25 protein-coding genes, 1 tRNA gene and 1 other RNA gene are annotated in these 25,190 nt (G+C 34.3%); 3 read left to right on the top strand and 24 right to left on the bottom strand.

Features of this window, described 5'->3' with window-relative positions:
- On the bottom strand, window positions 1-697 hold a 697-nt coding region (gene dnaX / locus RCH56_RS04585), incomplete at its 3' end, for a DNA polymerase III subunit gamma/tau (RefSeq protein ID WP_306483810.1).
- 131 nt (window positions 698-828) lie between these two features.
- Here dnaX and RCH56_RS04580 point away from each other — a divergent pair.
- From RCH56_RS04580 to cbpB, 3 genes are all read left to right on the top strand, one after another.
- A tRNA-Ser gene (locus tag RCH56_RS04580) sits at window positions 829-921 on the top strand.
- Window positions 921-1,187, top strand: an RNA gene (gene ffs, locus RCH56_RS04575) — signal recognition particle sRNA large type. The genes RCH56_RS04580 and ffs overlap by 1 nt, the downstream gene beginning before the upstream one ends.
- 137 nt (window positions 1,188-1,324) lie before the next feature.
- Window positions 1,325-1,804, top strand: coding sequence for a cyclic-di-AMP-binding protein CbpB (cbpB, locus tag RCH56_RS04570; RefSeq protein ID WP_306483809.1), 480 nt, complete (start codon window positions 1,325-1,327; stop codon window positions 1,802-1,804).
- Between the two features lie 47 nt (window positions 1,805-1,851).
- On the opposite strand, the gene RCH56_RS04565 is transcribed toward cbpB, so the two are convergent.
- From RCH56_RS04565 to pgk, 23 genes are all read right to left on the bottom strand, one after another.
- Complete coding sequence (locus tag RCH56_RS04565; RefSeq protein ID WP_306483808.1) at window positions 1,852-3,507, bottom strand: glycogen-branching protein; 1,656 nt, start codon at window positions 3,505-3,507, stop codon at window positions 1,852-1,854.
- 50 nt (window positions 3,508-3,557) lie between these two features.
- Window positions 3,558-4,262, bottom strand: coding sequence for a glucosaminidase domain-containing protein (locus RCH56_RS04560; protein WP_306483807.1), 705 nt, complete (start codon window positions 4,260-4,262; stop codon window positions 3,558-3,560).
- A 56-nt stretch (window positions 4,263-4,318) separates the two neighbouring features.
- On the bottom strand, window positions 4,319-4,894 hold the full coding sequence (gene pyrE, locus RCH56_RS04555; RefSeq protein WP_306483806.1) for an orotate phosphoribosyltransferase: 576 nt from the start codon (window positions 4,892-4,894) through the stop codon (window positions 4,319-4,321).
- 9 nt (window positions 4,895-4,903) lie between these two features.
- Window positions 4,904-5,803: a dihydroorotate dehydrogenase gene (locus RCH56_RS04550; RefSeq protein WP_306483805.1), complete on the bottom strand. Its 900-nt coding sequence runs from the start codon at window positions 5,801-5,803 to the stop codon at window positions 4,904-4,906.
- Window positions 5,800-6,519 (bottom strand): dihydroorotate dehydrogenase electron transfer subunit, encoded by a 720-nt coding sequence (locus RCH56_RS04545; protein ID WP_306483804.1) that lies wholly within the window; start codon window positions 6,517-6,519, stop codon window positions 5,800-5,802. The genes RCH56_RS04550 and RCH56_RS04545 overlap by 4 nt, the downstream gene beginning before the upstream one ends.
- A complete protein-coding gene (gene pyrF / locus RCH56_RS04540) occupies window positions 6,506-7,369 on the bottom strand; it encodes an orotidine-5'-phosphate decarboxylase (RefSeq protein ID WP_306483803.1) in 864 nt (287 codons plus the stop codon). The genes RCH56_RS04545 and pyrF overlap by 14 nt, the downstream gene beginning before the upstream one ends.
- Entirely contained in the window at window positions 7,353-8,546 is a 1,194-nt protein-coding gene (locus RCH56_RS04535; RefSeq protein ID WP_306483802.1) for a dihydroorotase, read from the bottom strand. The genes pyrF and RCH56_RS04535 overlap by 17 nt, the downstream gene beginning before the upstream one ends.
- The gene (locus RCH56_RS04530; RefSeq protein ID WP_306483801.1) at window positions 8,547-8,975 is read right to left on the bottom strand and encodes an aspartate carbamoyltransferase regulatory subunit; all 429 of its coding nucleotides are present in this window, start codon (window positions 8,973-8,975) and stop codon (window positions 8,547-8,549) included.
- The gene (gene pyrB, locus RCH56_RS04525) at window positions 8,959-9,897 is read right to left on the bottom strand and encodes an aspartate carbamoyltransferase (protein ID WP_306483800.1); all 939 of its coding nucleotides are present in this window, start codon (window positions 9,895-9,897) and stop codon (window positions 8,959-8,961) included. Before pyrB ends, RCH56_RS04530 begins: the two co-directional genes overlap by 17 nt.
- Before the next feature lie 56 nt (window positions 9,898-9,953).
- The gene (locus RCH56_RS04520; RefSeq protein WP_306483799.1) at window positions 9,954-10,484 is read right to left on the bottom strand and encodes a class IV adenylate cyclase; all 531 of its coding nucleotides are present in this window, start codon (window positions 10,482-10,484) and stop codon (window positions 9,954-9,956) included.
- Window positions 10,484-11,161 carry a metallophosphoesterase gene (locus RCH56_RS04515; RefSeq protein ID WP_306483798.1) on the bottom strand — a complete coding sequence of 226 codons (678 nt, stop codon included), beginning with the start codon at window positions 11,159-11,161 and terminating at the stop codon, window positions 10,484-10,486. The genes RCH56_RS04520 and RCH56_RS04515 overlap by 1 nt, the downstream gene beginning before the upstream one ends.
- Complete coding sequence (locus RCH56_RS04510; protein ID WP_306483797.1) at window positions 11,158-13,011, bottom strand: ATP-binding protein; 1,854 nt, start codon at window positions 13,009-13,011, stop codon at window positions 11,158-11,160. Before RCH56_RS04510 ends, RCH56_RS04515 begins: the two co-directional genes overlap by 4 nt.
- The gene (locus tag RCH56_RS04505) at window positions 13,004-14,017 is read right to left on the bottom strand and encodes a metallophosphoesterase (protein ID WP_306483796.1); all 1,014 of its coding nucleotides are present in this window, start codon (window positions 14,015-14,017) and stop codon (window positions 13,004-13,006) included. Before RCH56_RS04505 ends, RCH56_RS04510 begins: the two co-directional genes overlap by 8 nt.
- Entirely contained in the window at window positions 14,014-14,586 is a 573-nt protein-coding gene (locus RCH56_RS04500) for a histidine phosphatase family protein (protein ID WP_306483795.1), read from the bottom strand. The genes RCH56_RS04505 and RCH56_RS04500 overlap by 4 nt, the downstream gene beginning before the upstream one ends.
- Window positions 14,587-14,649: 63 nt before the next feature.
- Complete coding sequence (locus RCH56_RS04495; protein WP_306483794.1) at window positions 14,650-18,081, bottom strand: FtsX-like permease family protein; 3,432 nt, start codon at window positions 18,079-18,081, stop codon at window positions 14,650-14,652.
- A gap of 1 nt (window position 18,082) precedes the next feature.
- Window positions 18,083-18,784 carry an ABC transporter ATP-binding protein gene (locus tag RCH56_RS04490; protein ID WP_306483793.1) on the bottom strand — a complete coding sequence of 234 codons (702 nt, stop codon included), beginning with the start codon at window positions 18,782-18,784 and terminating at the stop codon, window positions 18,083-18,085.
- 40 nt (window positions 18,785-18,824) lie between these two features.
- Window positions 18,825-19,601 (bottom strand): FAD-dependent thymidylate synthase, encoded by a 777-nt coding sequence (gene thyX, locus RCH56_RS04485; protein ID WP_306483792.1) that lies wholly within the window; start codon window positions 19,599-19,601, stop codon window positions 18,825-18,827.
- Window positions 19,602-19,615: 14 nt separating this feature from the next.
- On the bottom strand, window positions 19,616-20,059 hold the full coding sequence (smpB, locus tag RCH56_RS04480) for an SsrA-binding protein SmpB (RefSeq protein ID WP_306483791.1): 444 nt from the start codon (window positions 20,057-20,059) through the stop codon (window positions 19,616-19,618).
- Entirely contained in the window at window positions 20,037-22,163 is a 2,127-nt protein-coding gene (rnr, locus tag RCH56_RS04475) for a ribonuclease R (protein WP_306483790.1), read from the bottom strand. Before rnr ends, smpB begins: the two co-directional genes overlap by 23 nt.
- A 61-nt stretch (window positions 22,164-22,224) precedes the next feature.
- Entirely contained in the window at window positions 22,225-22,452 is a 228-nt protein-coding gene (gene secG / locus RCH56_RS04470; RefSeq protein WP_306483789.1) for a preprotein translocase subunit SecG, read from the bottom strand.
- A 158-nt stretch (window positions 22,453-22,610) separates the two neighbouring features.
- The gene (gene eno / locus RCH56_RS04465) at window positions 22,611-23,906 is read right to left on the bottom strand and encodes a phosphopyruvate hydratase (protein WP_306483788.1); all 1,296 of its coding nucleotides are present in this window, start codon (window positions 23,904-23,906) and stop codon (window positions 22,611-22,613) included.
- A 10-nt stretch (window positions 23,907-23,916) separates the two neighbouring features.
- Complete coding sequence (gene tpiA, locus RCH56_RS04460; protein ID WP_306483787.1) at window positions 23,917-24,669, bottom strand: triose-phosphate isomerase; 753 nt, start codon at window positions 24,667-24,669, stop codon at window positions 23,917-23,919.
- Window positions 24,670-24,678: 9 nt separating this feature from the next.
- Window positions 24,679-25,190: phosphoglycerate kinase (gene pgk / locus RCH56_RS04455; protein ID WP_306483786.1), on the bottom strand; the 512-nt coding region annotated here is incomplete at its 5' end.

The following is a 25,190-nucleotide window of genomic DNA, read 5'->3' as shown; positions in this document are numbered from 1 at the left end:
ATTTATAAGCTTTTGTATCGTAGGATAAGACTTGATCCAATATGCTTAGTGCATCACGCATAGCACCTTTTGCTTTCCTAATTATAAGATCTATAGCCTCATTTTCCATTTCAATATTTTTATCTTTGAGAATTAAGGATATTTGCTCTTTTATCTTACCTTTCTCTATCTTATTGAACTCGAAATTCTGTGCTCTTGATAAGATAGTATTAGGAATCTTGTCAATTTCTGTTGTAGCTAAGATAAAAACAAGATGACTTGGTGGCTCTTCCATTATTTTTAGTAAAGCATTGAAGGCCTCTCTCGTAATCATATGAGCTTCATCTATTATATAGACCTTATACTTAAGCTTGTTGGGTGGATAGATAACATTATCCTTAAGATTTCTAATATCATCTATTCTTCTATTGCTAGCCGCATCCATCTCTATTATATCGATAGTGGATTCATCATCAATGGCCTTACAATTCTCACACTCAAGACAGGGTGAACCATCAACAGGATGCAAGCAGTTGATAGCTTTTGCAAAGATTTTTGCACAAGTTGTCTTCCCGCATCCTCTCTCGCCAGCAAAAATATAAGCATGGGAAAAGTTATTATTTTTAACTTGATTTTTTAGGACATTTACAACCCTATCCTGACCTAAAACTTTATCAAAGGTCTTGGGCCTGTACTGCCTATACAAAGCTTTTGCCATATTATTTCCTTTCTAACAGGATTATTATACCATAAGTCTCCCCTAATAATAAGTAAACATTATCATGAAGATAAATCAGAACTTTATTTTGCTTTATTATTTATATGGGGTATAGTCTACTAATGTAGCGAGGAGAGCTGTCCGAGTGGTTGAAGGAGCACGATTGGAAATTGTGTATACGTATTGTCAGCGTATCATGGGTTCAAATCCCATGCTCTCCGCCATGCACTAGACAGGGAGTTAGCGGTGCCTTGTAACCTGCAATCCGCTATAGCAGGGTTTAATTCCCAAGTGAGGGCTTAGGGTTTTTATTAAGACCTTTAAGATTGGTGTTGATTGTTAGAACTTACGCAACAGAGAGCTGTGAATCATGTCAGGACGGGAACGTAGCAGCATTAAGCAGTACTTTCTGTGTGCCGTAAGCCAACCTAACATGAGTCAGTCTTTCTGGACACTGTTAAAAATTCTAAGTTCGACCTTGGGTGTGCTTACATATTAGCTAGTCTGAATTATCAATGTGATTAATTTGGCTAGCTTTTTTTTCTACATTAAAAATACATATAAATATAATATAATTACTCAAAAGAGATTTGAAAGAATATTGAAGTAAACCTAAAGAGGTAGAAAATGATAAATAATGTAATTAAAGATATGTTTAATAGACCAACCGAAAATCTTATGATTCCGGCAAAAGATGTGGCTACTTGTAACGAAGAAGATACTCTCCTTCACGCAGTTTTGGTCTTGTCAAATTCAGGCTATCAAATAATACCAGTTCTTGACGGAGAAAACCACGTACGAGGACTTATATCTATATCTGATATAGTTACAAGTTTCGATGATCTCTCTCTATTCGATGAGGATAAGCTTCAGGCTATTAAGGTTAAGGAAGTAATGAATCAAGTCGTTCCAATCTTATTTGATAATTATGATCTCGAAGACGTCCTAAGATTTTTGGTTAATAATAACTTTGTATGTATTACTCATAAAAACGGATATTTTTTGGGGATTATTCCTAGAAAGGTTGCCCTTGAAAGATTCACCCATATTGCTCACAATATAGATTCTGAATATGATCTTGTTGAAAAAGTTAATGATTTAGTATAAATAAAAGTTCGCACTTAGTTAATCGATAACTCTAGTGCGAACTTTTATTATTTTATCCTAAAAATTGCTGATCCAAATGGCATTATATTAATACTATCGCCCTTATTTAGACTTCCGTTAATATTTCCACTTCCCTTATATTTTAAATCCTCAGTGTTAATTATTTCTTCCAAATCATATTGAGATTCAATCTTATAGTCTATATCAGTGAAGTTTATTACTACCAGAAAGCTATCCTTTTTATAAGTCCTCTTGTAAGCATAAAGACTGTATCCTTCTACGTCAAGTAAATCGACTTCGCTATCTTCATCACTTAAACAATTTTCTTTTATAAATAAATCCGTAATGTCCTTATAGTAGGTATTGAAATCTTCTATGTTATTTTCAAATTTCTTAAAATCAAATTTGTTATATACAGAGAATGTCTTAAGGTCTCCTGAGTCATCTCCCATAAAAAGCATTTTAGGAGATTTGATTGTATACAAGAAGGTAAGCAAAGTTTTAAGTTGTTCTAATTTCTTATCGTCTGAGTACATCTTCATAGCAAGACTTGCCTCATTTAAGAAAGAATCAACATATGAAAATCCTAAAAGATTTTTGCCTGTAGCTTTATTTATCAAATCTGTAATAAAGTTTTTGTAATAGTCTCTTTTCATAGGTTGATCTTTTAGCATATTGATACAAGCCTTAGTCTTATTGTCAAATACCATATCAAAATCAATATCATTTTTATATTCTCCACTAAAGCCAGCAAGGCTTAAGGCCTTAGATTCTTTGATGTGGGTATTTAATTTAGATAAAAACTCCGAAGATTCTATGTTTAATCCCCTATTTTTATCCCCTTGCCAATATAATATATTTTCTATAGCAGAAAAATATATTCCATCGACTTTATATTCTTTTAAATAATAATCCACAGCACTTTGAATATAAGATTTCGCCAAATCCTTACTAAGGTCGAAATTAATTGACCCATAATAATTATAGAGTATATCATCGTAATCATAATTATAAATATTATTTCCATCAAAGCTTATAAGCCCTGCATTATCAGGATCAAATTCTCCTATATCAATTTCTACTAAGACCTTTATTTTATTCTTATGAGCCAAATCAATAAATTTTTTAAAGGACGCTATATCCCCGTATCTATTTGAATAAGAAAATAAATTCAAAGAAGCATAGCCCATAGATTTATAATTTTGGTATTCATTTACTGGCATAAGAATAATTGTGTCGTAATTATTATCTAAGCTGTGATCAATAATTAAGCTTAAAATCTCATCAGCTGACTTCTCTTCATTATTAAATAAAGATCCTAGAAAAACTTGCAAAATATTCCTAACCTCAGTTTTGATCTTCTTACTCTTAAATTTATACGACCCATCACATATTACAGCAGCCTTTTCTGTATAATTTATAGACTTTGCGAAAGGATCAATTTTCTTTACTTCACTTTCGCCATCCCTTAAGATAAACTGATAAGAATCACCGATTTTAGCCTGATCGATTGTTATAGAAAAAACTCCTGTAGAATACTTTCTCATAGCTTGTTTTTCCCAATCATTAAAATCGCCTATAATATATGCCTCGCTAGCATTAGGAGCGAGCAGTCTAAATATATATCCCTTATCCTTCTTATGGGCTCCAAAAAACCTGTAGCCATCAAAGGACTTAGCTTCTAAATAATCTCTTGTATTCATAATCTACTCCTTTAATACATTATACTTTTACTATTCAAAAAAGCAGGCCATTACTGACCTGCCTTGTATGTTTCTAACATTTTATCTGCGATTTCAATCATCATTGAGTTTACCTTCTGGGACCACTCTGGATCAGAAGCATATGATGTTCCTATACCCTTTGCAGAAACCCCATTAAAATATGTGCCGTTTTTGTCTAAATATTCTTCCTTAAGATGCTTGGCAACCGTATCAATAGAATCCTTTGGATCCTTGAATTTACTTGCCATATTATAAGGATCGTGATCTATAGCATTAAAGCCAAAGAGATTATTCTTTTCTCTAAACAAATCACTAGTTCCGTTTCCAGTTTCATGCTTGGCCATCGCCATTAGCAAGAATGGATTAATTCCGTATTTTTCGGAAACTTCCTTGAAGTCTTGGCCCAAACCATAAAGGCCTGTATCAGCCAAGCCGTAATCTAACTCACTTCCTGTAAATGGTATATCTTGTAAAAGATAAAAATAGCTTTTGCTATTAACATTATCGCAACCGAGCTCAATTGCCTTATCAAGATCCTTATCTAACTTATCAAATCTTTCCTTCTTCATATCTCTTAGATTGTATGTTTCGACATTAATCTTCTGCAAACCATAATACATTAGGTCCTTTTTATCTTTTGAACTAGCGAAAGATTTTGTGTTAGCCAAAGTAACTCCTAGAGTTAGTATAGCGGCTGTGAATATTAACTTTTCAATAAAATTTCTTACCTTCATAACTATCCCCTTATCTATTATTTAATTATATATTAAATTATAGATAATGCAAGGACTTACTTAAGTGATCTGGATCCTGGCTTTGTAGCTGGGATATTTTTTAACTCATCAGGAATTTCATCTTCATCCCATGTATCTACGTCAATTTTAGTTGCAGAAATTATTGGAAGTCCATTTATTTCATCTTTATTGGACCTATTTACAATTGATGTCAAGGCAAGGACTTCTGCTCCACAAGATCTTATAACATCAACAGTTTCAAATGAAGACTTACCTGTAGTGATTACATCTTCTACTATTATAACCTTCATGCCTTCTTTGATTTCAAAGCCTCTTCTTAGGGTCATCCTGCCATTTTCTCTTTCAGTAAATATTGCATTTATCCCAAGCGCCCTGGCAAGTTCATAAGATATTATTACTCCACCCATAGCAGGGCCCACACATAGGTCAACCTCTATGTCTTTTTCCTTAAGCTTTTCTCCAATTATATTTGCAACTTCTTCGCAATATACAGGATTTTCTATTAGCTTAGCACATTGTATGTATTTATTTGAATGTTTACCACTTGATAATATAAAGTGACCTTCCAAAAGTGCATCTGATTTTTTAAGTAGTTCTAGTGTTTTATCCATTATATCCTCCTAAATTATTCCTCTTATTTCTTCAAGATTTCCTATATTTTCTTCTTTCATAAAATTAGAAATTCCATCTATAATATTTTCCATTGACTTATAATCAATGAAGTTTGCTGTCCCAACTTGAATTGCAGAAGCTCCTGCCATAATAAATTCTATGGCATCCTCATAAGTCATAATTCCTCCCATGCCGATAACTGGAATATTTACAGCTGATGCTGCCTCATAGGTCATTCTAACGGCTATGGGCTTAACGCATGGACCCGAAAGACCTGCAGTTTTGTTATCAAATACCGGCCTTTTCCTTCTGATATCTATAGCCATAGCATTTATGGTATTGATTAGAGAAATTGCATCCGCTCCTTCATCTTCTGCGATTTTAGCAAATTCACCAATAGATCCAACGTTTGGAGATAACTTCACTATTAGAGCCTTGTCAGTTACCCCTCTTACCTTTTTTATGACTTCAGATGCCTTCTTAGGATCAGTACCGAAAGCCATTCCACCTTCTTTGACATTAGGACAAGATATATTAAGCTCAATCATAGGGACACTTGTCTTATTTAAGATCTCTGCTCCCTTTACATAGTCTACTACGCTATGACCCCCAAGATTTGCTATTGATACCGTATCAAATTTCTCAAGAAAAGGCAATTCTTCCTTGGTAAAGTAGTCAATGCCTGGATTTTGAAGGCCAATCGAATTCATTATTCCTGATGCAGTCTCATGAATCCTTACCCCCTTGTTACCTAAGTTCCTGTGAAGGGTAAGCCCTTTAGAGCAAATTCCTCCTAATTTGTTTAAGTCTATGTATTCAGAAAACTCCTTACCAAAACCGAAAGTTCCACTTGCGGCTATGACTGGATTTTTAAATTTTACTCCAGCAATTTCTACCTTAGTATTCATCCAAAGACCTCCTTGCTATCAAAAACAGGACCGTCCTTACAAACTCTTAGGAATTCTCCATCAGATTTTTCAATAGTACATCCTAGACATGCTCCAATTCCACAGGCCATGTGAGATTCCATAGATACTTCCATAGGAATATCCTTTGCCTTTTCATAGAGAGATTTTAGCATTGGATTTGGTCCGCATGCGTATATATAATCATAGTCGTGAGGATTTATAGCATCCGTTATGAATTTCTTATCATATAAATCACTCGTTGTAACTACTTTGTTTGCATAAGGCTCAAACTCTTCCATATAATAAGGATCTTTGGCAAATCCAGCATAGAAATCACATTTATTTTCAAGGCTTTTTACCAAATATAGGAGAGGAGCTATACCAATTCCCCCACCTACTACTGCGATTTTCTTTCCCTTTTTAAGACTAAAGCCATTACCTAGAGGACCCAAGAGTTTTACCTCAGCGTCCTTTCTTAAGCTTGCCATGATTTCAGTTCCCTTTCCTATAACTTGGTAGAGAAAGGAAAGTTCCCCGTCTTTTTCATCGCAAACACCAAAGGGTCTTGAAAGAAGGGGGTCTTGCCTGAAGGAATCTGACCTAAACATAAAAAACTGTCCAGGTCTTGCCTTCATATCGCAAGCTAGTTTCATTAGATAGATTCCTTCTGATATTTCTATATTTTCTTTTATTATCGCTTTCTTATAGGACTTCATTTGCTTTAATTTCCTCATAAGTCTCTATAGCTTTTTTCCTAGCATAATATCCAACTTTTTCGCTCCCGTCTTCATAGTTTTGCCAGTTTTTAAGTATTGCCCTAGAAGAGTTTACCACTCCCCCATTTAATCCTTCGAGGAGTTTGTAGACATTCATACTGTCTGCTTTTTGAGCACCAAATCCAGGAATTAGGAAGAACATATTCTCATATCTTTTTCTGATTTTTTCTACCTCTTCGCTATGAGTTGCCCCAACTACTAATCCTATTGGGCCAAATCCTGACTTTCCTATATACTTATCATTAAGCTTTCTCATCCTATCTCCTATCGTATAGAAGAACTCTTCTCCATCTACTGTAAGAACTTCGAAGTCCTTAGCTCCAGGATTTGATGTCCTTAATAGAACAAAGATTCCCTTATCTCCTCTTTCTATATATTCTTCGTAAGGCTCGATTGAATCCATGCCCATATAAGGATTAAGAGTTATAAAATCCGTCTCAAAATCTCCTTCAAAGTGGGCCTTGGCATACATCTTCGCACTTGCTGCTATATCACTTCTTTTGACATCTCCTATTGATAAAAGATCTTTTTCTCTAAGGTAAGAAAGCGTATCCCTATAGGCAATCATTCCCTCGATACCATAAGATTCGTAGTAGGCAATTTGCAATTTATAAATTGCACAAACGTCATAGGTCTGATCTATTATTTCTTTGTTATAAGAAAAAAGCGCCTCGCTAACACTTTTTCCTGCTTTCATATTTTCCGGAATATAATCAATAGAGCTATCAAGTCCAATACATACAAATCCATTTTTTGAAACTTTTTCGTATAATTTATCTATTATCTTCATATTTTAGTATTCCTTTCTTGTACACTTTCTTAATTCTAGCTGGAAGTTTTTGGCCAATCATTAGAGAATTCTTTGATTTTGAGGCAATCTCTTCTTCCTTGTAGATATACTCTTCGTCCAGATCTATTAGGGAGAAATCTGCCTCATAGCCTTTTTCAAGCTTTCCCTTATTTAAGTCAAGAATTCTTGCAGGATTTGTAGACATGATCTCTACTAGCTTGTTTAAGGAAATCTCACCGCTTTTAACTAGGACTTTAAAGCAGGTTGAAAAAGCTGTCTCAAGACCAATAAATCCTGGAGATCCCTTTTCTTTTTCTTCTTTTGTATGAGGGGCATGGTCAGTAGAAATTGCATCTACATAACCTTCCTTTATCATTTGAATGAGAAATTTCCTATCAATTTCCTTTCTTATTGGAGGATTGACCTTCATTTCTTCTCTTTCTTTATTAGAAAAATTAATATGGTGAGGAGTTACTTCGCATGTTATAGGAGCGCCTAAATCTTTGAAATATTTAATGGCTGTCATGGCCCCTTTTGTTGATACATGGCAGAAGTGAATTGGACAATCTAGTTTATAGGAAAGATAGCAATCCCTAATTGTCATAGCATCTTCTGCTATCTCGTAATCTTTCCTAGAAACTCTTTCAACTTCCTCATGAAGGGCAAGCTTTACACCCAGTTCTTTGGCCTTTAGGATAGCTTCATACATGATATTATCATCATTTACTCCCCTACCATCATCTGAGAGAAATTTCACAGATCCTGGCATTTTTTCTAGATGATCTAAGCTCTTTCCTCCAAGATTTTCTGTGATTGTGTAGACTTGCTCTACATCAATTAAATCTAAATCTTTACTTCTCCCTATTATATCTTCATAGACTTCAGGGCTTGATACTGGGGGATTCGTATTTCCCATAAGAAGAACAGAGGTGAATCCTCCTTTAAGAGCTGCCCTAGAGCCTGTTTCAACATCCTCCTTGTAGATAAAACCGGGATCTCTAAAGTGAACGTGAAGGTCTGTGAAGGCTGGAACTAGGGCGAGGTTATAGCAATCAATAACTTCTGTATCCTCGTCCTTTTCGAATTCTTCAACTATTATCCCATCTTCGACATAGATCGGTCTTTTTGTAATCTTTATATCGTCAAAGCCATAAAAGTTTGTGAAAATCTGCTTCATCTATTCTTCCACATCATAGATATGACCACAGTAGGCACATTTATAATTTTTCTCTTCTTCATCTATTAGGATAAAGTCGCTTTCCACAGATCTTTCACTAGTTGATACGCATTTTGGATTTTGGCAGCTTAAGATTCCCTTTACTTCCTTAGGAAGCTTTAGGCTTAGTTTTTCGACAACCTTCTCGTCTTTTATGATATTTATTGTAGCTGATGGATCGATGATTGATACAATATCAAGGTTAATATCTATGTTATTTGCTATCTTTAGTATATCTTTTCTTCCATGTTGGGTTGATTTTGCATTTAATATTATCGCTACCTCATCTTTAAGATGTCTTAGGTCGAGTTTATTAAATATTTCCATTCCAAGGCCTGCCTTGATGTGATCGATTACGATTCCTTCTTTTATACTAGTTATTTCTATCATTGTTTGCCTCCAAAAGTTTTAATATTAGCGCCATTCTTACATACATACCAAACTTAACTTGTTTGAAATAAACTGCACGAGGATCTGAGTCGACTTCTGTTGCAATCTCAGTTACTCTTGGGAGTGGATGTAGGATAATACAATCATCCTTAGCGGCTTGCATCTTTTCCTTATCTAGTAGGTAAGAATCCTTTAGTCTTGTGTATTGGGCTTGAGAGAAAAATCTTTCTTTTTGAATCCTGGTCATATATAGTATGTCCAACTGATCCATTACATCATCTAAGCTTCTTACTTCTTCGAAATTATTAGTTCCATCTGCGAATACCTCTTTTTTTACGTATTCTGGAAGCTTTAATTCTTCTGGTGATATGAGGATGAATTTATTGTCTGGGAACATGCTCATCACTTTAAGTAGTGAGTGGACTGTTCTTCCATATTTAAGATCTCCACATAGGCCTATAACATGACCTGAAAGATCTTTCTTGTAGTTTGATATTGTTAGGATATCAGTAAGAGTTTGAGTTGGATGTTGGTGGCCACCGTCTCCAGCATTTATTATTGGACAATCCGCAGTTTTACTTGCAAGGAAGGCTGCTCCCTCTTGGGGATGGCGCATGGCGATAATATCAGCGTATTGGCTTACTGTCCTTACAGTATCAGCTAGGCTTTCTCCTTTTGTTGATGAAGAAACTCCTGCATCAGAAAATCCTACAACAGAACCACCTAGCCTTAGCATAGCTGATTCAAATGAGAGTCTAGTCCTAGTTGAAGGCTCAAAAAAAAGAGTCCCTAATATCTTTCCGTCTGCACAATGGGAAAAATCATCAGGACTCTTATAAATAGCATTACCTAATTCAATTATCTCTAGTAAGTCTTCTTTTGTCAAATCAAATGAATTTAATAAATTTTTTATAGAAATCATCGTTTACTCCTTAAGTTTTTTTTATTATATCACGAAATAAACGAATGTCAAAATTTTTATAAATCTTCTCTTAATTCTGTTATTGATTTATTGGTTACATTTTTTCTATCAATGCCTAAATCATCAATGATCTCATCGATTTTTGATTGATTAGAAAATTCTATTTCCATATATGGTTCTGGGTAAGTGTCTTTATCCCAAATATCAATATCAAATCTTTGATTCTTGTATCTGTAGGAGATTCTTTCCTTCTCACCACTATATTCAAGCTCCATACCTATATGCTCTAAGATTCTATTCATCATAGTTACAGAGTCTATATGGGTTGTGTATTCATTGTTAATTCTTACATCATCGACATTTTTAACTTCCTTGAAGGTAAGTTCTATTTCCTTTTCGCCATTATCTTTATGGGTAGTTTCTCTGACTCTTAGATAGCCTTCCTCGAAACCATCGCTTCCTTTTGGTATAAAGGTGTAGTTATTCTGGAATTCATGGTTAATTAAATCTGCACCCAAACCTTCTAGCTTCTCTCTCATCTTTTCTATATCAATATTTAAAACTTTTACTTCTATTTCTCTATGCATTATCCTATCCTTACTGGCATAAAGTCAATATAATCTCCCGCAACGCAAGAGACCTCTATGCCTTCTATATTCCCTTCTTTGATTAACTTATGTCCTACTCCATGTAAGTGTCCGTAAATGAGTTTAGATACCTTATATTCCTTACATAAGTCAAAAAACTCATTAAAGCTTCCATCCGCATTTAGGGGCGGATAGTGGAGGAGGACTATTCTCTTATTACTCTTACTTTCTCTAAATGAATTTTCAAGCCTAATAAGCTCTCTCTTATATATCTTTAAATCGTGTTCATCAAATTCTTTGTTGTCTTTAGAAATCCAGCCCCTGGTTCCACAAATATCATATCCTTCGACTTCAAAATGATTGTTCTGAAGAAAAGATAAAGTAGAAAGGCCCAAGCCTTCAAGTTTTTTCAGGGAAGACCACCAGTAATCGTGGTTGCCTTTCATGAGTATTTTCTTCCCCTTCATCTTATCGATTTTTCCTAGGTCAATCCTTGCTTCTTCGACACTCATAGCCCAGGAAATATCTCCTGGTATAAGGACGGTATCGTCATCATTGATGATATTTTCCCAATTAGAAAAAATTCTCTCCTGATAGTTGGCCCAACCGTCACCAAATACTTCCATAGACTTGTTTTCTGTATAATCAAGATGTAAATCTGCTATTGCATATATCATACATCCTCCATATCTATATAATTAATTTCAATTCCTTCCGACTCGAATACTTCCTTCTCCCTATCATGGCAAGTAAAATAGATAATTTGTCTAAAGCTTGCAGCATCCAAAAGGAAAAATAGTGCATTTCTTAGCCTTTCTAGGTCATAATTGATAAAAGCATCGTCGTAGACCATAAATATCTTAGAAAAAGCTTCCTCATTTATGCTAAGTTTCAAAGCAAAAGATAGTTGGTCCATAAAACCCTTAGAAAGTTGATCTAACATCATATCGTAGCCTTCTTTAGTTCTTATCTTAGGATTTAATTTTTCATCAAATATTATTGAGTCAAAAGAATTTTTGCTTATTTCTCTAATAATCTGATTTGCTCTTTTGTTTAAATTGGTGAAATCATTCCTATTTTCATCGATAATTTTCTTTATAGTGCTTTTGGCAAGATTAATAGCCCTCTTCTTGTTTTCAATCTCTACTAATTTATCCTCTAGGAAGTGTAATCTATCGACTAGGTCGACTTCGTCTTCTATTTTTTCCTCTATACTTACAAGATTTTTTTCATCTCTTGAAATCTCAACATTAATTTTATCTAAATTTTCTAAATATGAATCTAGGCTAAGTTCTGCCTTCTCAATATCATAATTTTCAAAATCTTCTAGGTCAAAAGTACTTTCACTATCTTTAATATCCTGATTTCTAAGTATTGAAAGGACATCTTCTATTTTTTCTTTTTCCTTCTTTAAACTCTTATATTTTAGAAATCTAGCTCTCAATTTATTAAACTGGCTTAGGTCATTTCTACTATCTTCTGTTTTTTTAGTGGAATTTATTAAGAAAATAAATACTAGCATAAAACTTAGAGCGAGTATATAAAAATATTTATTTATAGAAAAACCTAAAAATATGAAAATTAAGACTAATACAAAAACTATATATCTCATATTTGAGCTTTGAGACTTTTTACTTTGACCTAAATTTTCTTCTAGGGATAGGAAATACTCCTCATCAAGTCCAAATACATCACTGTAAGATCCTATTGATTCATTTATTTTGTAGAGTTCATCCGTCCACCTCTTATAATCCTTATAATTCTGATTTGCCCTATACTTCTTGTAAGAATCCAATTTTTCTTTATCTTTTTCATATTTTTCTCTTAAAGATTTTTGTCTTTTCTTATTATAGTCAAGTCTTTTGAAGTCTTTCTCGTAAGATTTTTTATATGATTTTATTTCATAGAGCCTGTCTTCAATTTCTTTAATTTCAGTCTTTACCTTAAGATAGGGTTTAGTATAGGCCCTATCGCTTCCTAATTTGTTCAATTTATCATCTAAGATTCCAATTGCTTTATTTGCTGAGAAATCATAGTCTATATCCTGATTGGCCAAGCTTTCTATTAGCTTCTCCTTGGCCTTTTGTTCTGACCTTTGCCCTTGAAAACTTGTAAGGTAATTCTTATAGATGTCATAGTTCATGTCTAGAATATATTCTCCAGGAAAACCAAGATTTGAATCTTTAGAAGGTATTTCTTCTCCACTAGAAAGATTAATCAACTTATATGATCCGTCTTCAAAGTTCCTTATTACTTTAATATCGAGGCCATCTTTATTAAAAATTCCACTTCCCGCGTATTTATAGGAAAGTTTAGGCTTGTAGACTTCCTTTTTATCAGAAAAACTTCTCTTATTTTTCCCCTCATCAAATCCATATAGCAAGCCTTCGATAAAATTCGCCAAAGTAGATTTTCCTGTTTCATTCTTTCCATAAATCAAATTGAAATTTTCATTAAATTTTATTTTCTTATCTTCAAACTTCCCAAAAGATATCATATGAATTTCTTTGATAAAAACTCTAGTCATCTTTACTCCTAAGAATTGCATCAAGACCAATGTCTAGGGCGAGCTTATCAATTTCATTTTTAGGATTGTCAAATTTTTTGGTATAGAATGATAGAAGAGAATTTGGGAAAATCCTTACCATATCTGATAAGTCTCTTTCTTCCTTGATATGAATCTCCTTATAAATTGCTTCAATATTGTTTCTTATAAATCTCTCATCAATATCCTTAACGCTCGTAATTTCAAGCCTTACAATATTTTTCTTATCTAGCAATTTTTGATTTATAAAAGTTACTAAATCTTCTTCTTTATCAAAATCCCTAAAGTCTAGTTTAAAATCGTAAAATTTAAGGATAGAAGAATCGACAAAATTAACCTTTCTATCTTCGTATCTGATATAACCATAATCATATATATCGGTAAAATCATGGGGTTCAACAGATCCTGGATAGTAGATGCCATCTATACAATGAGCCTTGTGGATGTGGCCCATAGCTATATAATCAAAAGAAGTCTCGCTTATTAATTTTGAATTTAAGGAAAAATAATTAGACTTATCATTATCAACATCTCCATGAATTAAAAAAATATTGAAAAATTCATCATCTAAGCTTATTGGTAGGTCTAAATCTTTAGAAAAAATCCTATCTTTATAGGAAATCCCATAAACTCTTAACTGATCTTTTTCGAAAACTTCTAGATTATCAGAGCCAAAGACATGGAAATTAGCTGGAGAATTTTCCAAAAATAAACTATTATAAGAGTCAAAATAATCGTGATTTCCACTCACATAATAAATATCCTTAGAAAAATCGTCAAATATCTTAAATAATCTCTTAAAATCACTTGCTGTAAAGTATGCTCTTTCGTAAAGATCACCTGCAATTAGGGCGAAATCAACATCCTTGTTGGAATTTAGTATGTTAGAAAGACTCTGCCATGAGGCCTCCCTAATTTTCTTGGATAGAGTCTTATCAAAGTTATAAGAATCAGCCAAGTGGACATCAGCTAGGTGGATGAACTTCATATCTTGTTTACACTTTCGATTAATCTCTTTTTATCTTCGATATTGTAGATTGTAAGAGAGCCGTTATCTATCCAAAAGCTTCCCCAATTGTCTAAATCTTTTAATATCCAAAAAAGAGTTGACCTTATGGCTATGCCATGTGAAATACAAAGAATTGTACCGTCTTCTTCTCTAGATTTTTCATCTAAGAAATCAGTCGTCCTTTTGATCACATCATTTCTTGACTCGCCAGATGGATACTTTATGTCAAAGTAATCTTTTTCTTCCTTAAGGAAAAACTCCTTCTCACTTTCCCTTACTTCATCAATTCCACAACCCCTAAAGTCCCCAAAGTTCATCTCATTTAGTCTTTTATCAATTTTAAAGTCAAAAAAACCTAACCTCTTTGCAGTTTCCTGACTCCTAACTAAATTTGAAGTATAGACTTTATCTATCTTATAGTCTTCTAATAATTTCTTCGTTTTATCTAATATATAAAGGCCACATTCCGCAAGGTGCGTATCATCCGTGGAATATTTCCAAGAGATATTGGCTTGGGTTTGGCCATGTCTTACTAAAATAATTTTCATAAACACCTCAGTAAATATTATAACAAAATTACTAAATTTAAAAAAGTGACCCTAAGGCCACTTTTATTCTCCAGAGCTCATCGCTTCTGCCATATCAATTTTCTTTAAGTCCTTATGGACAAAAAGTAGAATCACTAGGGAAATTATTAATGTTATAGCTGCCGCGATTATATAACTAATAATATGGGTCCTGTAGGCAATCATTATATCTTCTGGTGCAACTATGGCTATTATATATCTAAACATAGCATAGCCTAAGAAAAATCCTAGGACAATTCCAAGTATGGTTAGGATGAAAATCTCCCTGTAAATATAAGAGGTAACTTCCTTAGAGTAAAATCCTAAGACTTTGATAGTTGCAAGCTCCCTCTTCCTTTCCCCGACATTAATGCTTGTTATATTGTATAGGACAACAATAGCAAGAGCTGAAGATATTAAGGTTATAACACTTATAACTAAATTCAAATTAGCCAAAAGTGCATCCATAGACTCGTAAGCTCCAGTTTTATTGATTAGGGCATTGACCGCCTTGTTATCATCTATCTTATCTTTGATTTCTCCTGGATCTGCCTTGATTAGATTGGAATTATATACTAGGTCCTTTCCAATATTATCATTGTAATATTTTCTAGAAATATACATGTAATCGCTGATATAATTTTCACTTATATCTCCTACCATAACTTCAGTATTTTCTCCGTCTATCTCTACCCTTAACTTATCTCCCTTTTTTATTCCTAACTTATTCGCTATATTTTCAGTAATAACTACATTCTTGCTAGTTAAATCAATTGGATTTCTATGCTTATCTCTAAGGCTTACAAAATCTTTTAGCTTTTCATCATTTTCTGGAACAATAATTGATAGATCAAGTTTTTCCCCATTTCTTTGAAGACTTGCACTTTCATTATATACATTTATATTATCATAATTAGCTACAAGATTCTTGTAATTATCTAATTCCTCCTTCTTGGCCTTAGTATTTATCATAGAAACTAGGCTATAATGCTGGATTTCTTCTTGTTGGATACTTGATGTGTCCTTAATAGCATCTATCATAGCAAAGCCAAAGAAAAGTAGGGCCGTGCATCCTCCAACTCCAAATATAGTCATCAACATCCTGGACTTGTATCTAAAAAGATTCCTAGATGTTATTTTTGCCATAAAGGATAATCTCTTCCGCAAGAACTTAATTCTCTCAAGAAATATTTTGCTACCTGCATAAGGAGCCTTTGCCTTTAATAGATTAGCAGGTACCTCTCTTACAGTTTCCTTTGAGCTAATAAAAACTGTAAGGGCTATAAGGAGAGTAGATACTAGAACAGATATGATTAAAGCAGGAAAACTATTTATCACATCCATTCCTAGGACCTTAAATCCTGTTGAATAAGCTGTAAATATCACCTTTAGGATTACAAATCTTCCTATAGCAGCTCCAAAGAGAGCTCCTATAATCGTTGGACTTATGCCATATATATAAAATCTCTTGGCTATGTCTCTGTTAGTATAACCCAAAGATTTGAGACATCCATTTATCGTCCTTTGCTCTTCTATATATCTTTTCATTGTTGTAAGAGTTACGAGCATGGCTACTAGATAGAAAAAGGCCGGGAAAACTTTGGATAATCTATCCATGTTCAAGGAGTTCTGATAGTAGGTGTCGATTCCTCTGTTGTCAAATATGCTTTCTACAGTGTATTCTGGATCTTGTAGGGTCAAGAGACTCTCCTTTGAATCTCCAATATCTTTCTTAGCCTTATCTATATCCTTTGAGGCCTTTGCCTTTTCTTCATCGAATTTTTTCTTAGACTCTTGATATTTTTTTTGCCCATCGATCAACCCTTCATAGGCTTGAGTAAGTTTTTTCTTTCCTTCTTCCTTATTTCTATCAAGCTCAGCTAGACCATTTTCATAATCTCTTTGTCCTTGATTTAGCTCGCTTTCACTATTTTTAATGCTAGCATATGCCTTATCTAACTCAGCTTTGCCTGAAGATTTTTTATTTGCGAGCTTTTTATTAGCTTCATCAAGTTGGGCCTGGGCTTTATTTAACTCATCTTCCTTGGCTCTCAATTCTCCAAGTTTTTGGTCAAGTTCAAACTTCGCCTGGCTATATTTTTCGTCTAATTCTTGTTTATTTTTATCATATTCGGCCTTACCAGCCTCGTAGCTCGCTTGGCTGGTTTGGATTTCTTCATTAAGCTGGTTGATTTTTTCGATTATATCAGGATTGGTTTGATCTTCAAGGCTTTTCGCTTCTTCTAGCTCTTGTTTTTTAGCATTGATATAATTTTCTTCCAATATAAGGCTTGCTTCTGCCTCTTCTAATTTGTTAAATGATGACTCAAACTTTTCATTAAGCTCTTCATAAGCCTTATCCATTTTCTTCTTAGGTCCATCAATTTGAGCAAGTCCTAAATTTAATTCTTTTTGCTTTTTATCAAGCTCTTCTTCAGCTTTTGTTATTTCATTTTCATATGTTTTGAGATTTGCCTGGTATTCTCTTCTACCTGCGTCAAGCTTTTCTTTTCCCTGATCTAAATCATTCTTGGCCTTAGCGAGGTCACTTTCTCCCTTAGCAATTTCTTGGTTAAATTTACTCTTATTTGCTTCATAATTTCTAAAGCCTTCGTCAAGGTCATTTTTGCTTTCAATAAGCTTTTTCTCACTACCACTAAGCTTTTTTTCAGCATCTATCAAGTCATCTTCGACATCTGATATTTCTTTATCAGCGTCCTTCCTAATTTTATCTAAGACTTGGCCAGGCCTATTTTTAATCCTATACTCCAAATCATCTTTTTTACTATTTATCTTTTTGACATAGGATGTGCTTGTCTTATCAAGAGTAAGCAAATCTTTGTAGACTATATTTGCCTCATGATACTTATCCGACAAGAAATTATTAGGCAAAACATAGGCAAATCCTGCAATTTCACTTTTGCCTAGGGGAGAGATTTCCTTCATATCCTCCATAAAGTGATCAGATGATTTATAAAAACCCACTAGCTTATACTTTATCCTTGCCATCTTTTGATCATCTTTTTGCTCATCATTGATATAGGAAAAGCTAAGCTCATCACCTATACTAAATTTTTCATTTAGATTTTCATCTAGGATTATCTCGTCATCTTTTGAGAGTATTTTTCCTTCTGTAATAACTGATTTGGGTATTTCAGAATTGTATTCTTTAAGCCTTATAATATCTTCGCCTATTGTTAGATCAGTAGCCTTAATGAAATTAATCTTATCAATTCCTTCTTCTTTTCTAATAAGGGCCTGGTCCTCAAAATCCAGGCCATAAGTCGACCTTACTATTAGATCAGGATGCTTGTATTCTCCTAGGGAATTATTTAGGCTTTTTCTCATTGAAGGCCCAGAAAGCAAAAGCCCTACTACAACCAGGCTTGCTAGAGCTACCATTATCATAATGGATAGGACCTTTCCCCTGGTTTTTTTCATATCAGCGAAGATGCTTTTTATATAAGTTTTATTCATATTACCACTCTATCTCATCAACTGAAACAGGATTTTCATTGACATAGTCCTTGTCGACTTTGCCGTCTCTGATCTCAATTACTTGATCTGCCATTGGCTTTATTAATGAATTGTGAGTTATGATAACTACTGTTGCCCCCATCTTCCTCGAAGCATCTTGTAAGAGCCTAAGGATATTTTTTCCTGTCTCATAGTCTAGGGCACCTGTTGGTTCATCACAAAGTAAAAGCTTGGGATTTTTGGCTAAGGCCCTGGCTATAGCCACCCTTTGTTGTTCTCCCCCTGAAAGTTGAGAAGGGAAGTTGTTTAATCTATGACTAAGACCTACTTCTTCTAGTATTTCTCTTGCTTTAAGTGGATTATTAGAGATTTCTGATGCCATTTCTACATTCTCAAGAGCAGTTAAGTTTGGTATGAGATTGTAATGTTGAAAGACAAAACCTACATCATTTCTCCTATATTCGGTAAGGTCTCTGTCACTAAGACCTACTAGGTTTTTGCCATCAATTAAAATCTCCCCACTTGTCGCCTTATCCATCCCACCAATGAGATTAAGAAGGGTAGTCTTACCAGCCCCACTTGCTCCGACTATTATCAATAACCTTCCTTCATCTAGAGAGAAGTTTATCTTATCATTTGCGACAATCTTCGTATCTCCAGATTTAAATTCTTTTGTTAGATTGTTTAGTTGTATATAGGACATAAAGTCTCCATCCTTATTTTTGTTTTTAAAATATTAAGCTTTATATATTTTTAAACTTTTCGCGCACTTGCTTTATTTTCCCGCAAGTCATCTTACCTTCTGGGCAAGGGCCATTAATACAAGATGGACCTGCATTTAGGAAGAGATTTGGATAAATATCTTTTACGAGTCTTATCATCTGATCTGATAGATCTCTTATCTCCCATTGGGCCCTTAGACAAGATCTCATATTGAAAAAGTGAAGAAGATTTCTTGCATTCATTGTAAAAACAATCTTTGTCTCACAAGCATTAGGAAAGACATATCTAGCATCTTCTATTGCCTTTTTACTAGCAGATCTTTTGGCTGACTTTTCATCTTGACCTTCTTTAAGAAATGACTTGTAATGCTTTTCAAACAATATATCAGTTAAGTCATCATAAGCCTTCTGGCTTTCTTCCATTTGATTGATAAATATTTCCCTAGCTTTTTTGTTATTGTCGATCTCTTTTGGGATTATGTATTCAAACTGATCGAGCTTTACATATCTTTGGGACTGTTGAGAATAGGAAGCGAGCCTGTGACGGACCAACTGGTGGGTCAAGACTCTAGATACTCCCTCCGCAGCAAAGGTGAAGGATGCATGCTCAATTGGGGAGAGATGACCGAGCTTTTGAAGCATTTTTACATAACTTGCTATTGATTCTTCGTCTTGCTTTTCGGCTATTTCATCAACTCCAACTTGTGAGTAGCAGAGTTTGCCCGCCTGGGCTATGGTCTCTTCTGCCCTAGGTGTATAGTTGAGTAACTTAACCTTAAGTGTGCTTTTATTTGACATTTATTCTCCTTCTATTAATAATTCTTAAGAGCCCTATCCATCTTCCTCTTATCATCCCTAGCCTTAATAGATTCTCTCTTATCGTACTGTTTCTTACCTTTAGCAAGGGCGAGCTCTAACTTTACTAAACCATCTCTCTCATAGATTTTAAGTGGAACTACCGTGTAGCCTGCTTGAGTTTTTTTACCTATTAATTTATTTATCTCTTTCTTGTGAAGGAGGAGTCTCCTTGTTCTAGTTGGATCGATATCCTTATCATAGGCTTGGGAGTAAGGGGTAACGTGCATACCGTAAATAAACATCTCCCCTTTTTTATCTGATATGAATGACTCCTTGATAGAAACTTTCCCTTTCTTTATTGATTTCACTTCACTTCCCAAAAGTGAAAGTCCTGCTTCATATTTTTCTTCTATAAAATAATCATGATAAGCCTTCTTATTGTTGGCTAATAATTTCATCGTTTACCTCCAAATCAAAGTCGATATTTCTCTGATATGTGTCTACATCCATTACCCTAATCTTGACCCTATCTCCAATTGAGTAGTAGATTTTCTTATCTGTATTAAATGCCTTCATCTTATCTTCTAGATACTCGTATCTATCATTTGAAAACTTGTACATGAAAAGCCCTTCTACAGTGTTATCTAATTCAATAAATATACCAAATTCAGTTATTGCAGATATATTACCATAGAATTCATCACCTATAAAACGTGTCATATACTTACATTTAAGTAAATCCTCAACATCCCTCTCACAGTCTTCGCTTCTTCTTTCTGTCATGGAAAGATGTTCTGCATTATTTGTGATTGTTTTTTCAAGACTTGTCTGGTTAAGACTAGTTAGCTTGTTATGAATAAATTTTTTTACTAATCTATGAACTATTAGGTCAGGATATCTTCTAATTGGAGACGTAAAATGGGTGTAGAAAGATGTTGAAAGACCAAAGTGGATATCCCTATGCTCAGAATATTTGGCCTTCTGCATGGTCCTTAGCATCAAAATATTAATTACAGATTCTACGTCTTTTCCACTAACTTCCTCTAGGATTTGTTGAAAATCTTTAGGATGTAGATCATTTCCTCTTATATTATATCCCATAGTGTTAAGGGCTCTCTTGAATCCCTCGATCTTTTCTTCCTTAGGTTTTTCGTGAATTCTGTAGATAAAAGGAAAATCCATATAGGCAAAAAGACTTGCAACTGTTTCGTTAGCAGCAAGCATGAATTCTTCTATCATCTTGTTGCCTGATCCTCGTTCAAAGTTCGATATATTTAAAACTCTTCCATCTTCTCCTACATCTATCTGACTTTCTGAGAAGTTAAAGTCAATTGACCCTCTTTTTTCTCTCATAGTATTTAGGATTTCTCTAAGCTTGTCAAAAATCTTTAACTTTTCTTTTATAATCTCATCCTCATATATATTCTCATCACCCTTATCCAAAAATTGATTTACATCGTCATAGACTAATCTATGATCAGAATTTATAACTGATTCGTAAAACTCATTATCTATAACCTTGCCCTTATCATTGATTGTCATCCTTAAACTTATGGCAAGTCTATCCTCATTTGGATTTAGAGAGCAGATTCCGTTTGATAAGGCCTCTGGTAACATTGGAATTACAATATTAAATAGATAAGTGGAATTTCCCCTTTCATAGGCGTCTTTATCGATGGCGGTGCCTTTTTTCACATAATGAGCTACGTCTGCTATGTGAACATACAAATCATAGTTTTCACCATTTTTCTCAATAGAAATAGCATCGTCAAAATCCTTAGAATCTCTTCCGTCAATCGTAACTGTGAAGAGATCTCTTAAGTCCTTCCTCCCTTCAAGTTCTATTTCATTAACCTTATCTTTTACATAAAGACTTTCCTTCTTACTTTCCTTGGAGAATTGATAAGGAAGACCATGAGATCTGATCAAAGATAGGATTTCAACATTTTTGTCGTTCTTGCAACCTATTATTTCCTTAATTCTTCCTTCAGGTTTCGCTCCTTTTGGATAATTTATAATCTCAACTACTACCTTATCTTTATTTTTTGCCTTATTGAAGAATTTTTCAGCTATAAATATATCATCACCGAAACTCCTATCATCAGGAATTACAAAGCCAAAACCCTTATTTTTTTGAAAGCTTCCAACTATTTCATCTTTAGCTCTTTCAATAATATCTATAACTCTTCCCTCGGCTTTTCTCCCTTTCTCTTTTCCTTTAACAAGCTCAATTTTTACCCTATCATTGTTGTGGGCTCTGTTCATATTATCTCTTTTTATAAAGACATCTTCGAAGTCTGTATTATCTGAAATAAAAAATCCATATCCACCTTGAGCCATGGAGATTTTACCAATTAGATTAATCTCTTCATCTGTTAGAGGCATAATTCTTTTTTTATTAGAAACTCTGATTTTATTTTCTTTCTCTAAGTCCTTTATGATATCTCTAACAGCCTTTCTAGTATACTTGTCAACCTTTAGATATTTGTCTAATTCCTTAAATGTCATAGGTAGGTAGTTTTCGTCATATACTATATTTAATATTATATCTTTTAGATTCATATATTTCTCCTGTTGTCTATATTAAAAAAGAGGCTAAGCTATATATATAGCTTACCCCTCATTAGTTAATTGCTATCATGATTAGACTAGCTACAAATAAAATTACTCCGCCTGTGATAGCTACTTTGTCTAATGTTTCGTTTTTTGACCTATGAGCACTTCTACCAAAAACATTTGTTTGTGTTCCTGAAAGAGCTCCTAGTCCTTCTGTTTTAGGATCTTGTAATGTTACTGCAGCTATGATGATTATTGATGCAATAACTAGTACAATCGCTAAGAAATTTACCATATAGACACCTCCGATTCATACTATATTATGATACCATAAATTAACTATTATTTCAACAAAAGTGATAAATTGCCTAGTTCGCTTCCCTTATAAAATCAATTAAAAATTTCTATAACATTTAAGAAAAAAGACAGCCCCTAGGGGCCATCTTTTATCATTTATTTGTTGATGTTATAGAATGCTTTGATTCCTTTGAATTTTGCGTCATCAGCAAGTTCATCTTCAATTCTTAGAAGTTGGTTATATTTAGCAACTCTGTCTGTTCTTGAAGGAGCACCTGTTTTGATTTGGCCTGCATTTACTGCCACTACTAAATCAGAAATTGTAACATCTTCTGTTTCACCTGATCTGTGAGAAACTACTGCTGTATATCCTGCTTCTTTAGCCATTTCGATAGCGTTAAGTGTTTCTGTTAAAGAACCGATTTGGTTAACTTTGATTAGGATTGAGTTAGCAACGCCTTCCTTGATACCTTTTTCAAGTTTCTTTGTGTTTGTTACAAATAGGTCGTCACCTACAAGTTGAACTTTGCTCCCAAGTCTTTCTGTAAGTTTTGCCCAACCTTCCCAGTCATTTTCATCAAGACCATCTTCGATAGAGATGATTGGATATTTTTCTACTAATTCTTCAAGCCAATCAATCATTTGGTCTTCAGATTTTACTGTACCTTCTCCATCAAGGTGATATTTACCATCTTCCTTGTTGTAGAATTCACTTGAAGCACAGTCCATTGCTATATAAACGTCTTTGCCTGGTTCATAACCACAAGCTTTGATGGCTTCACAGATGATTTCTAGAGCTTCTTCATTTGACTTAAGGTTTGGAGCAAATCCACCTTCGTCACCTACAGCTGTGTTATAGCCTTTAGATGAAAGAACAGATTTAAGGCTGTGGAATACTTCCGCACCAATTTGTAGAGCGTGAGCAAAGCTTTCTGCTCCAAGTGGGAAGATCATGAATTCTTGGATATCTACTGAGTTATCAGCATGTTCTCCACCATTTAAGATGTTCATCATTGGAGTTGGAAGAAGTTTAGCGTTTGTTCCACCAATGTAGTTATATAGAGTAACACCAAGTTCATTAGCTGCCGCTTTTGCAACCGCAAGAGAAACACCAAGGATTGCGTTAGCACCAAGTTTACCCTTGTTTTCTGTTCCATCAAGCTCGATCATAGCATTATCAACACCAATTTGATCTGTAACGTCATAAGTGAATTCTAATTCTTCAGCTATGATTTCATTTACATTTTCAACTGCTTTAAGAACTGATTTGCCGAGATAGTAATCTTTGTCCCCATCTCTAAGCTCTACTGCTTCCCATTCACCAGTTGATGCACCTGATGGTACGCTTGCTCTACCAAATCCACCATCTTCTGTATAAACTTCTACTTCTACTGTTGGATTTCCTCTTGAATCAAGGATTTGTCTTGCATATACGTCTGTTATTAAACTCATTTATATCTCCTTATTTATTAAAATTAACTAAAGCTTTGAAATCTTCTGCTTTAAGGCTTGCTCCACCGACTAGGGCTCCGTCAATGTTTTCTTTGCCCATAAGTTCTACTACATTATTTGGCTTTACAGAACCACCATATTGGATTCTAATTTTCTCAGCAGCATCTTTGCCGTATTTTTCTTCTATCAAGCTTCTGATATAGCCACACATAGCATCAGCATCATCGCTTGATGCAGTCTTACCTGTACCTATTGCCCAGATTGGTTCATAAGCAATAATCACATTTTCTATATCTTCTGCTGAAACATCCTTAAGGTCCTTTTCAATTTGTCCCTTAACTTTTGCTTCATGCTCATTAGCTTCTCTTTCTTCAAGAGTTTCACCACAGCAAAGAATTGGAACTAAGTCATGATCTAGGGCTGCTTTTACCTTTTTGTTAATTAGGCTGTCACATTCATTGAAGTATTCACGTCTTTCAGAGTGGCCTAAGATTACATATTTTGCTCCGATATCTGTTAGCATTGTTGGAGAAATTTCTCCTGTAAATGCTCCACTTTCTTCGAAGTACATATTTTGTCCACCAAATCCTACATTTGTTCCTGCAAGTTTTTCTTTGGCAACAAGAAGATCGATCGCTGGTGTACAAACTCCCGCTTCTACTTCAGTATCTAGGTCTAAGTCTTTAATTTCGTCTAGTAGTTTTTCTGCTTCAGAAACTGTCATATTCATTTTCCAGTTTCCAACTATTACTGGTTTACGCATTATATCTCCTTACTTATCTTCTATTGATGATATTCCTGGTAGATCTTTTCCTTCTAAAAATTCCAAGCTTGCTCCACCACCAGTTGATACGTGTGTGATCTTATCTTTTAGACCAGCAAGTTCAATTGCAAGCGCAGAATCTCCACCACCTACTATTGTAATTGCGTCTGATTCTGCAAGGGCTGCTGCAACCTTGTTTGTACCATCTGCGAATTCTTTTATTTCAAATACTCCCATTGGTCCATTCCAAACAACAGTCTTAGCTTCTTTAATCTTTGATGCGAAAAGTTCTGCAGTTTTTGGTCCTATATCTAGGGCTTCCTTATCTTCTGGTATAGAATCAATATCAACTATCTCTGTTTCAGCACCTGCCTTGATTTCATCTGCTATAACAACATCTACTGGTAGGAGGATCTCTACATTGTTAGCTTTAGCTTTCTCGATTAGTTCAAGTGATAGATCCATTTTATCTTCTTCAAGAAGAGATTTACCTATTTCTTTTCCTTGAGCTTTAAGGAAGG

The organism is Anaerococcus sp. (assembly GCF_030825785.1).
GTDB lineage: Bacteria > Bacillota > Clostridia > Tissierellales > Peptoniphilaceae > Anaerococcus.
The sequence above is the reverse complement of the archived record's forward strand: the minus strand, read 5'-3'. Positions and strand labels throughout refer to the sequence as shown.

Coding starts and splice junctions, on each gene's coding strand:
- smpB (WP_306483791.1), bottom strand. CDS start 20,059: ATGAAATTATTAGCCAACAATAAGAAGGCTTATCATGATTATTTTATA.
- RCH56_RS04515 (WP_306483798.1), bottom strand. CDS start 11,161: ATGATATATGCAATAGCAGATTTACATCTTGATTATACAGAAAACAAG.
- RCH56_RS04490 (WP_306483793.1), bottom strand. CDS start 18,784: ATGTCCTATATACAACTAAACAATCTAACAAAAGAATTTAAATCTGGA.
- RCH56_RS04495 (WP_306483794.1), bottom strand. CDS start 18,081: ATGAATAAAACTTATATAAAAAGCATCTTCGCTGATATGAAAAAAACC.
- RCH56_RS04565 (WP_306483808.1), bottom strand. CDS start 3,507: ATGAATACAAGAGATTATTTAGAAGCTAAGTCCTTTGATGGCTACAGG.
- RCH56_RS04560 (WP_306483807.1), bottom strand. CDS start 4,262: ATGAAGGTAAGAAATTTTATTGAAAAGTTAATATTCACAGCCGCTATA.
- RCH56_RS04550 (WP_306483805.1), bottom strand. CDS start 5,803: ATGAATACTAAGGTAGAAATTGCTGGAGTAAAATTTAAAAATCCAGTC.
- RCH56_RS04520 (WP_306483799.1), bottom strand. CDS start 10,484: ATGCATAGAGAAATAGAAGTAAAAGTTTTAAATATTGATATAGAAAAG.
- RCH56_RS04535 (WP_306483802.1), bottom strand. CDS start 8,546: ATGAAGCAGATTTTCACAAACTTTTATGGCTTTGACGATATAAAGATT.
- RCH56_RS04500 (WP_306483795.1), bottom strand. CDS start 14,586: ATGAAAATTATTTTAGTAAGACATGGCCAAACCCAAGCCAATATCTCT.
- thyX (WP_306483792.1), bottom strand. CDS start 19,601: ATGTCAAATAAAAGCACACTTAAGGTTAAGTTACTCAACTATACACCT.
- secG (WP_306483789.1), bottom strand. CDS start 22,452: ATGGTAAATTTCTTAGCGATTGTACTAGTTATTGCATCAATAATCATC.
- RCH56_RS04505 (WP_306483796.1), bottom strand. CDS start 14,017: ATGAAGTTCATCCACCTAGCTGATGTCCACTTGGCTGATTCTTATAAC.
- tpiA (WP_306483787.1), bottom strand. CDS start 24,669: ATGCGTAAACCAGTAATAGTTGGAAACTGGAAAATGAATATGACAGTT.
- pyrF (WP_306483803.1), bottom strand. CDS start 7,369: ATGAAGATAATAGATAAATTATACGAAAAAGTTTCAAAAAATGGATTT.
- rnr (WP_306483790.1), bottom strand. CDS start 22,163: ATGAATCTAAAAGATATAATATTAAATATAGTATATGACGAAAACTAC.
- RCH56_RS04510 (WP_306483797.1), bottom strand. CDS start 13,011: ATGACTAGAGTTTTTATCAAAGAAATTCATATGATATCTTTTGGGAAG.
- pyrB (WP_306483800.1), bottom strand. CDS start 9,897: ATGATTTCTATAAAAAATTTATTAAATTCATTTGATTTGACAAAAGAA.
- cbpB (WP_306483809.1), top strand. CDS start 1,325: ATGATAAATAATGTAATTAAAGATATGTTTAATAGACCAACCGAAAAT.
- eno (WP_306483788.1), bottom strand. CDS start 23,906: ATGAGTTTAATAACAGACGTATATGCAAGACAAATCCTTGATTCAAGA.
- RCH56_RS04530 (WP_306483801.1), bottom strand. CDS start 8,975: ATGATAGAAATAACTAGTATAAAAGAAGGAATCGTAATCGATCACATC.
- RCH56_RS04545 (WP_306483804.1), bottom strand. CDS start 6,519: ATGAAGTCCTATAAGAAAGCGATAATAAAAGAAAATATAGAAATATCA.
- pyrE (WP_306483806.1), bottom strand. CDS start 4,894: ATGGATAAAACACTAGAACTACTTAAAAAATCAGATGCACTTTTGGAA.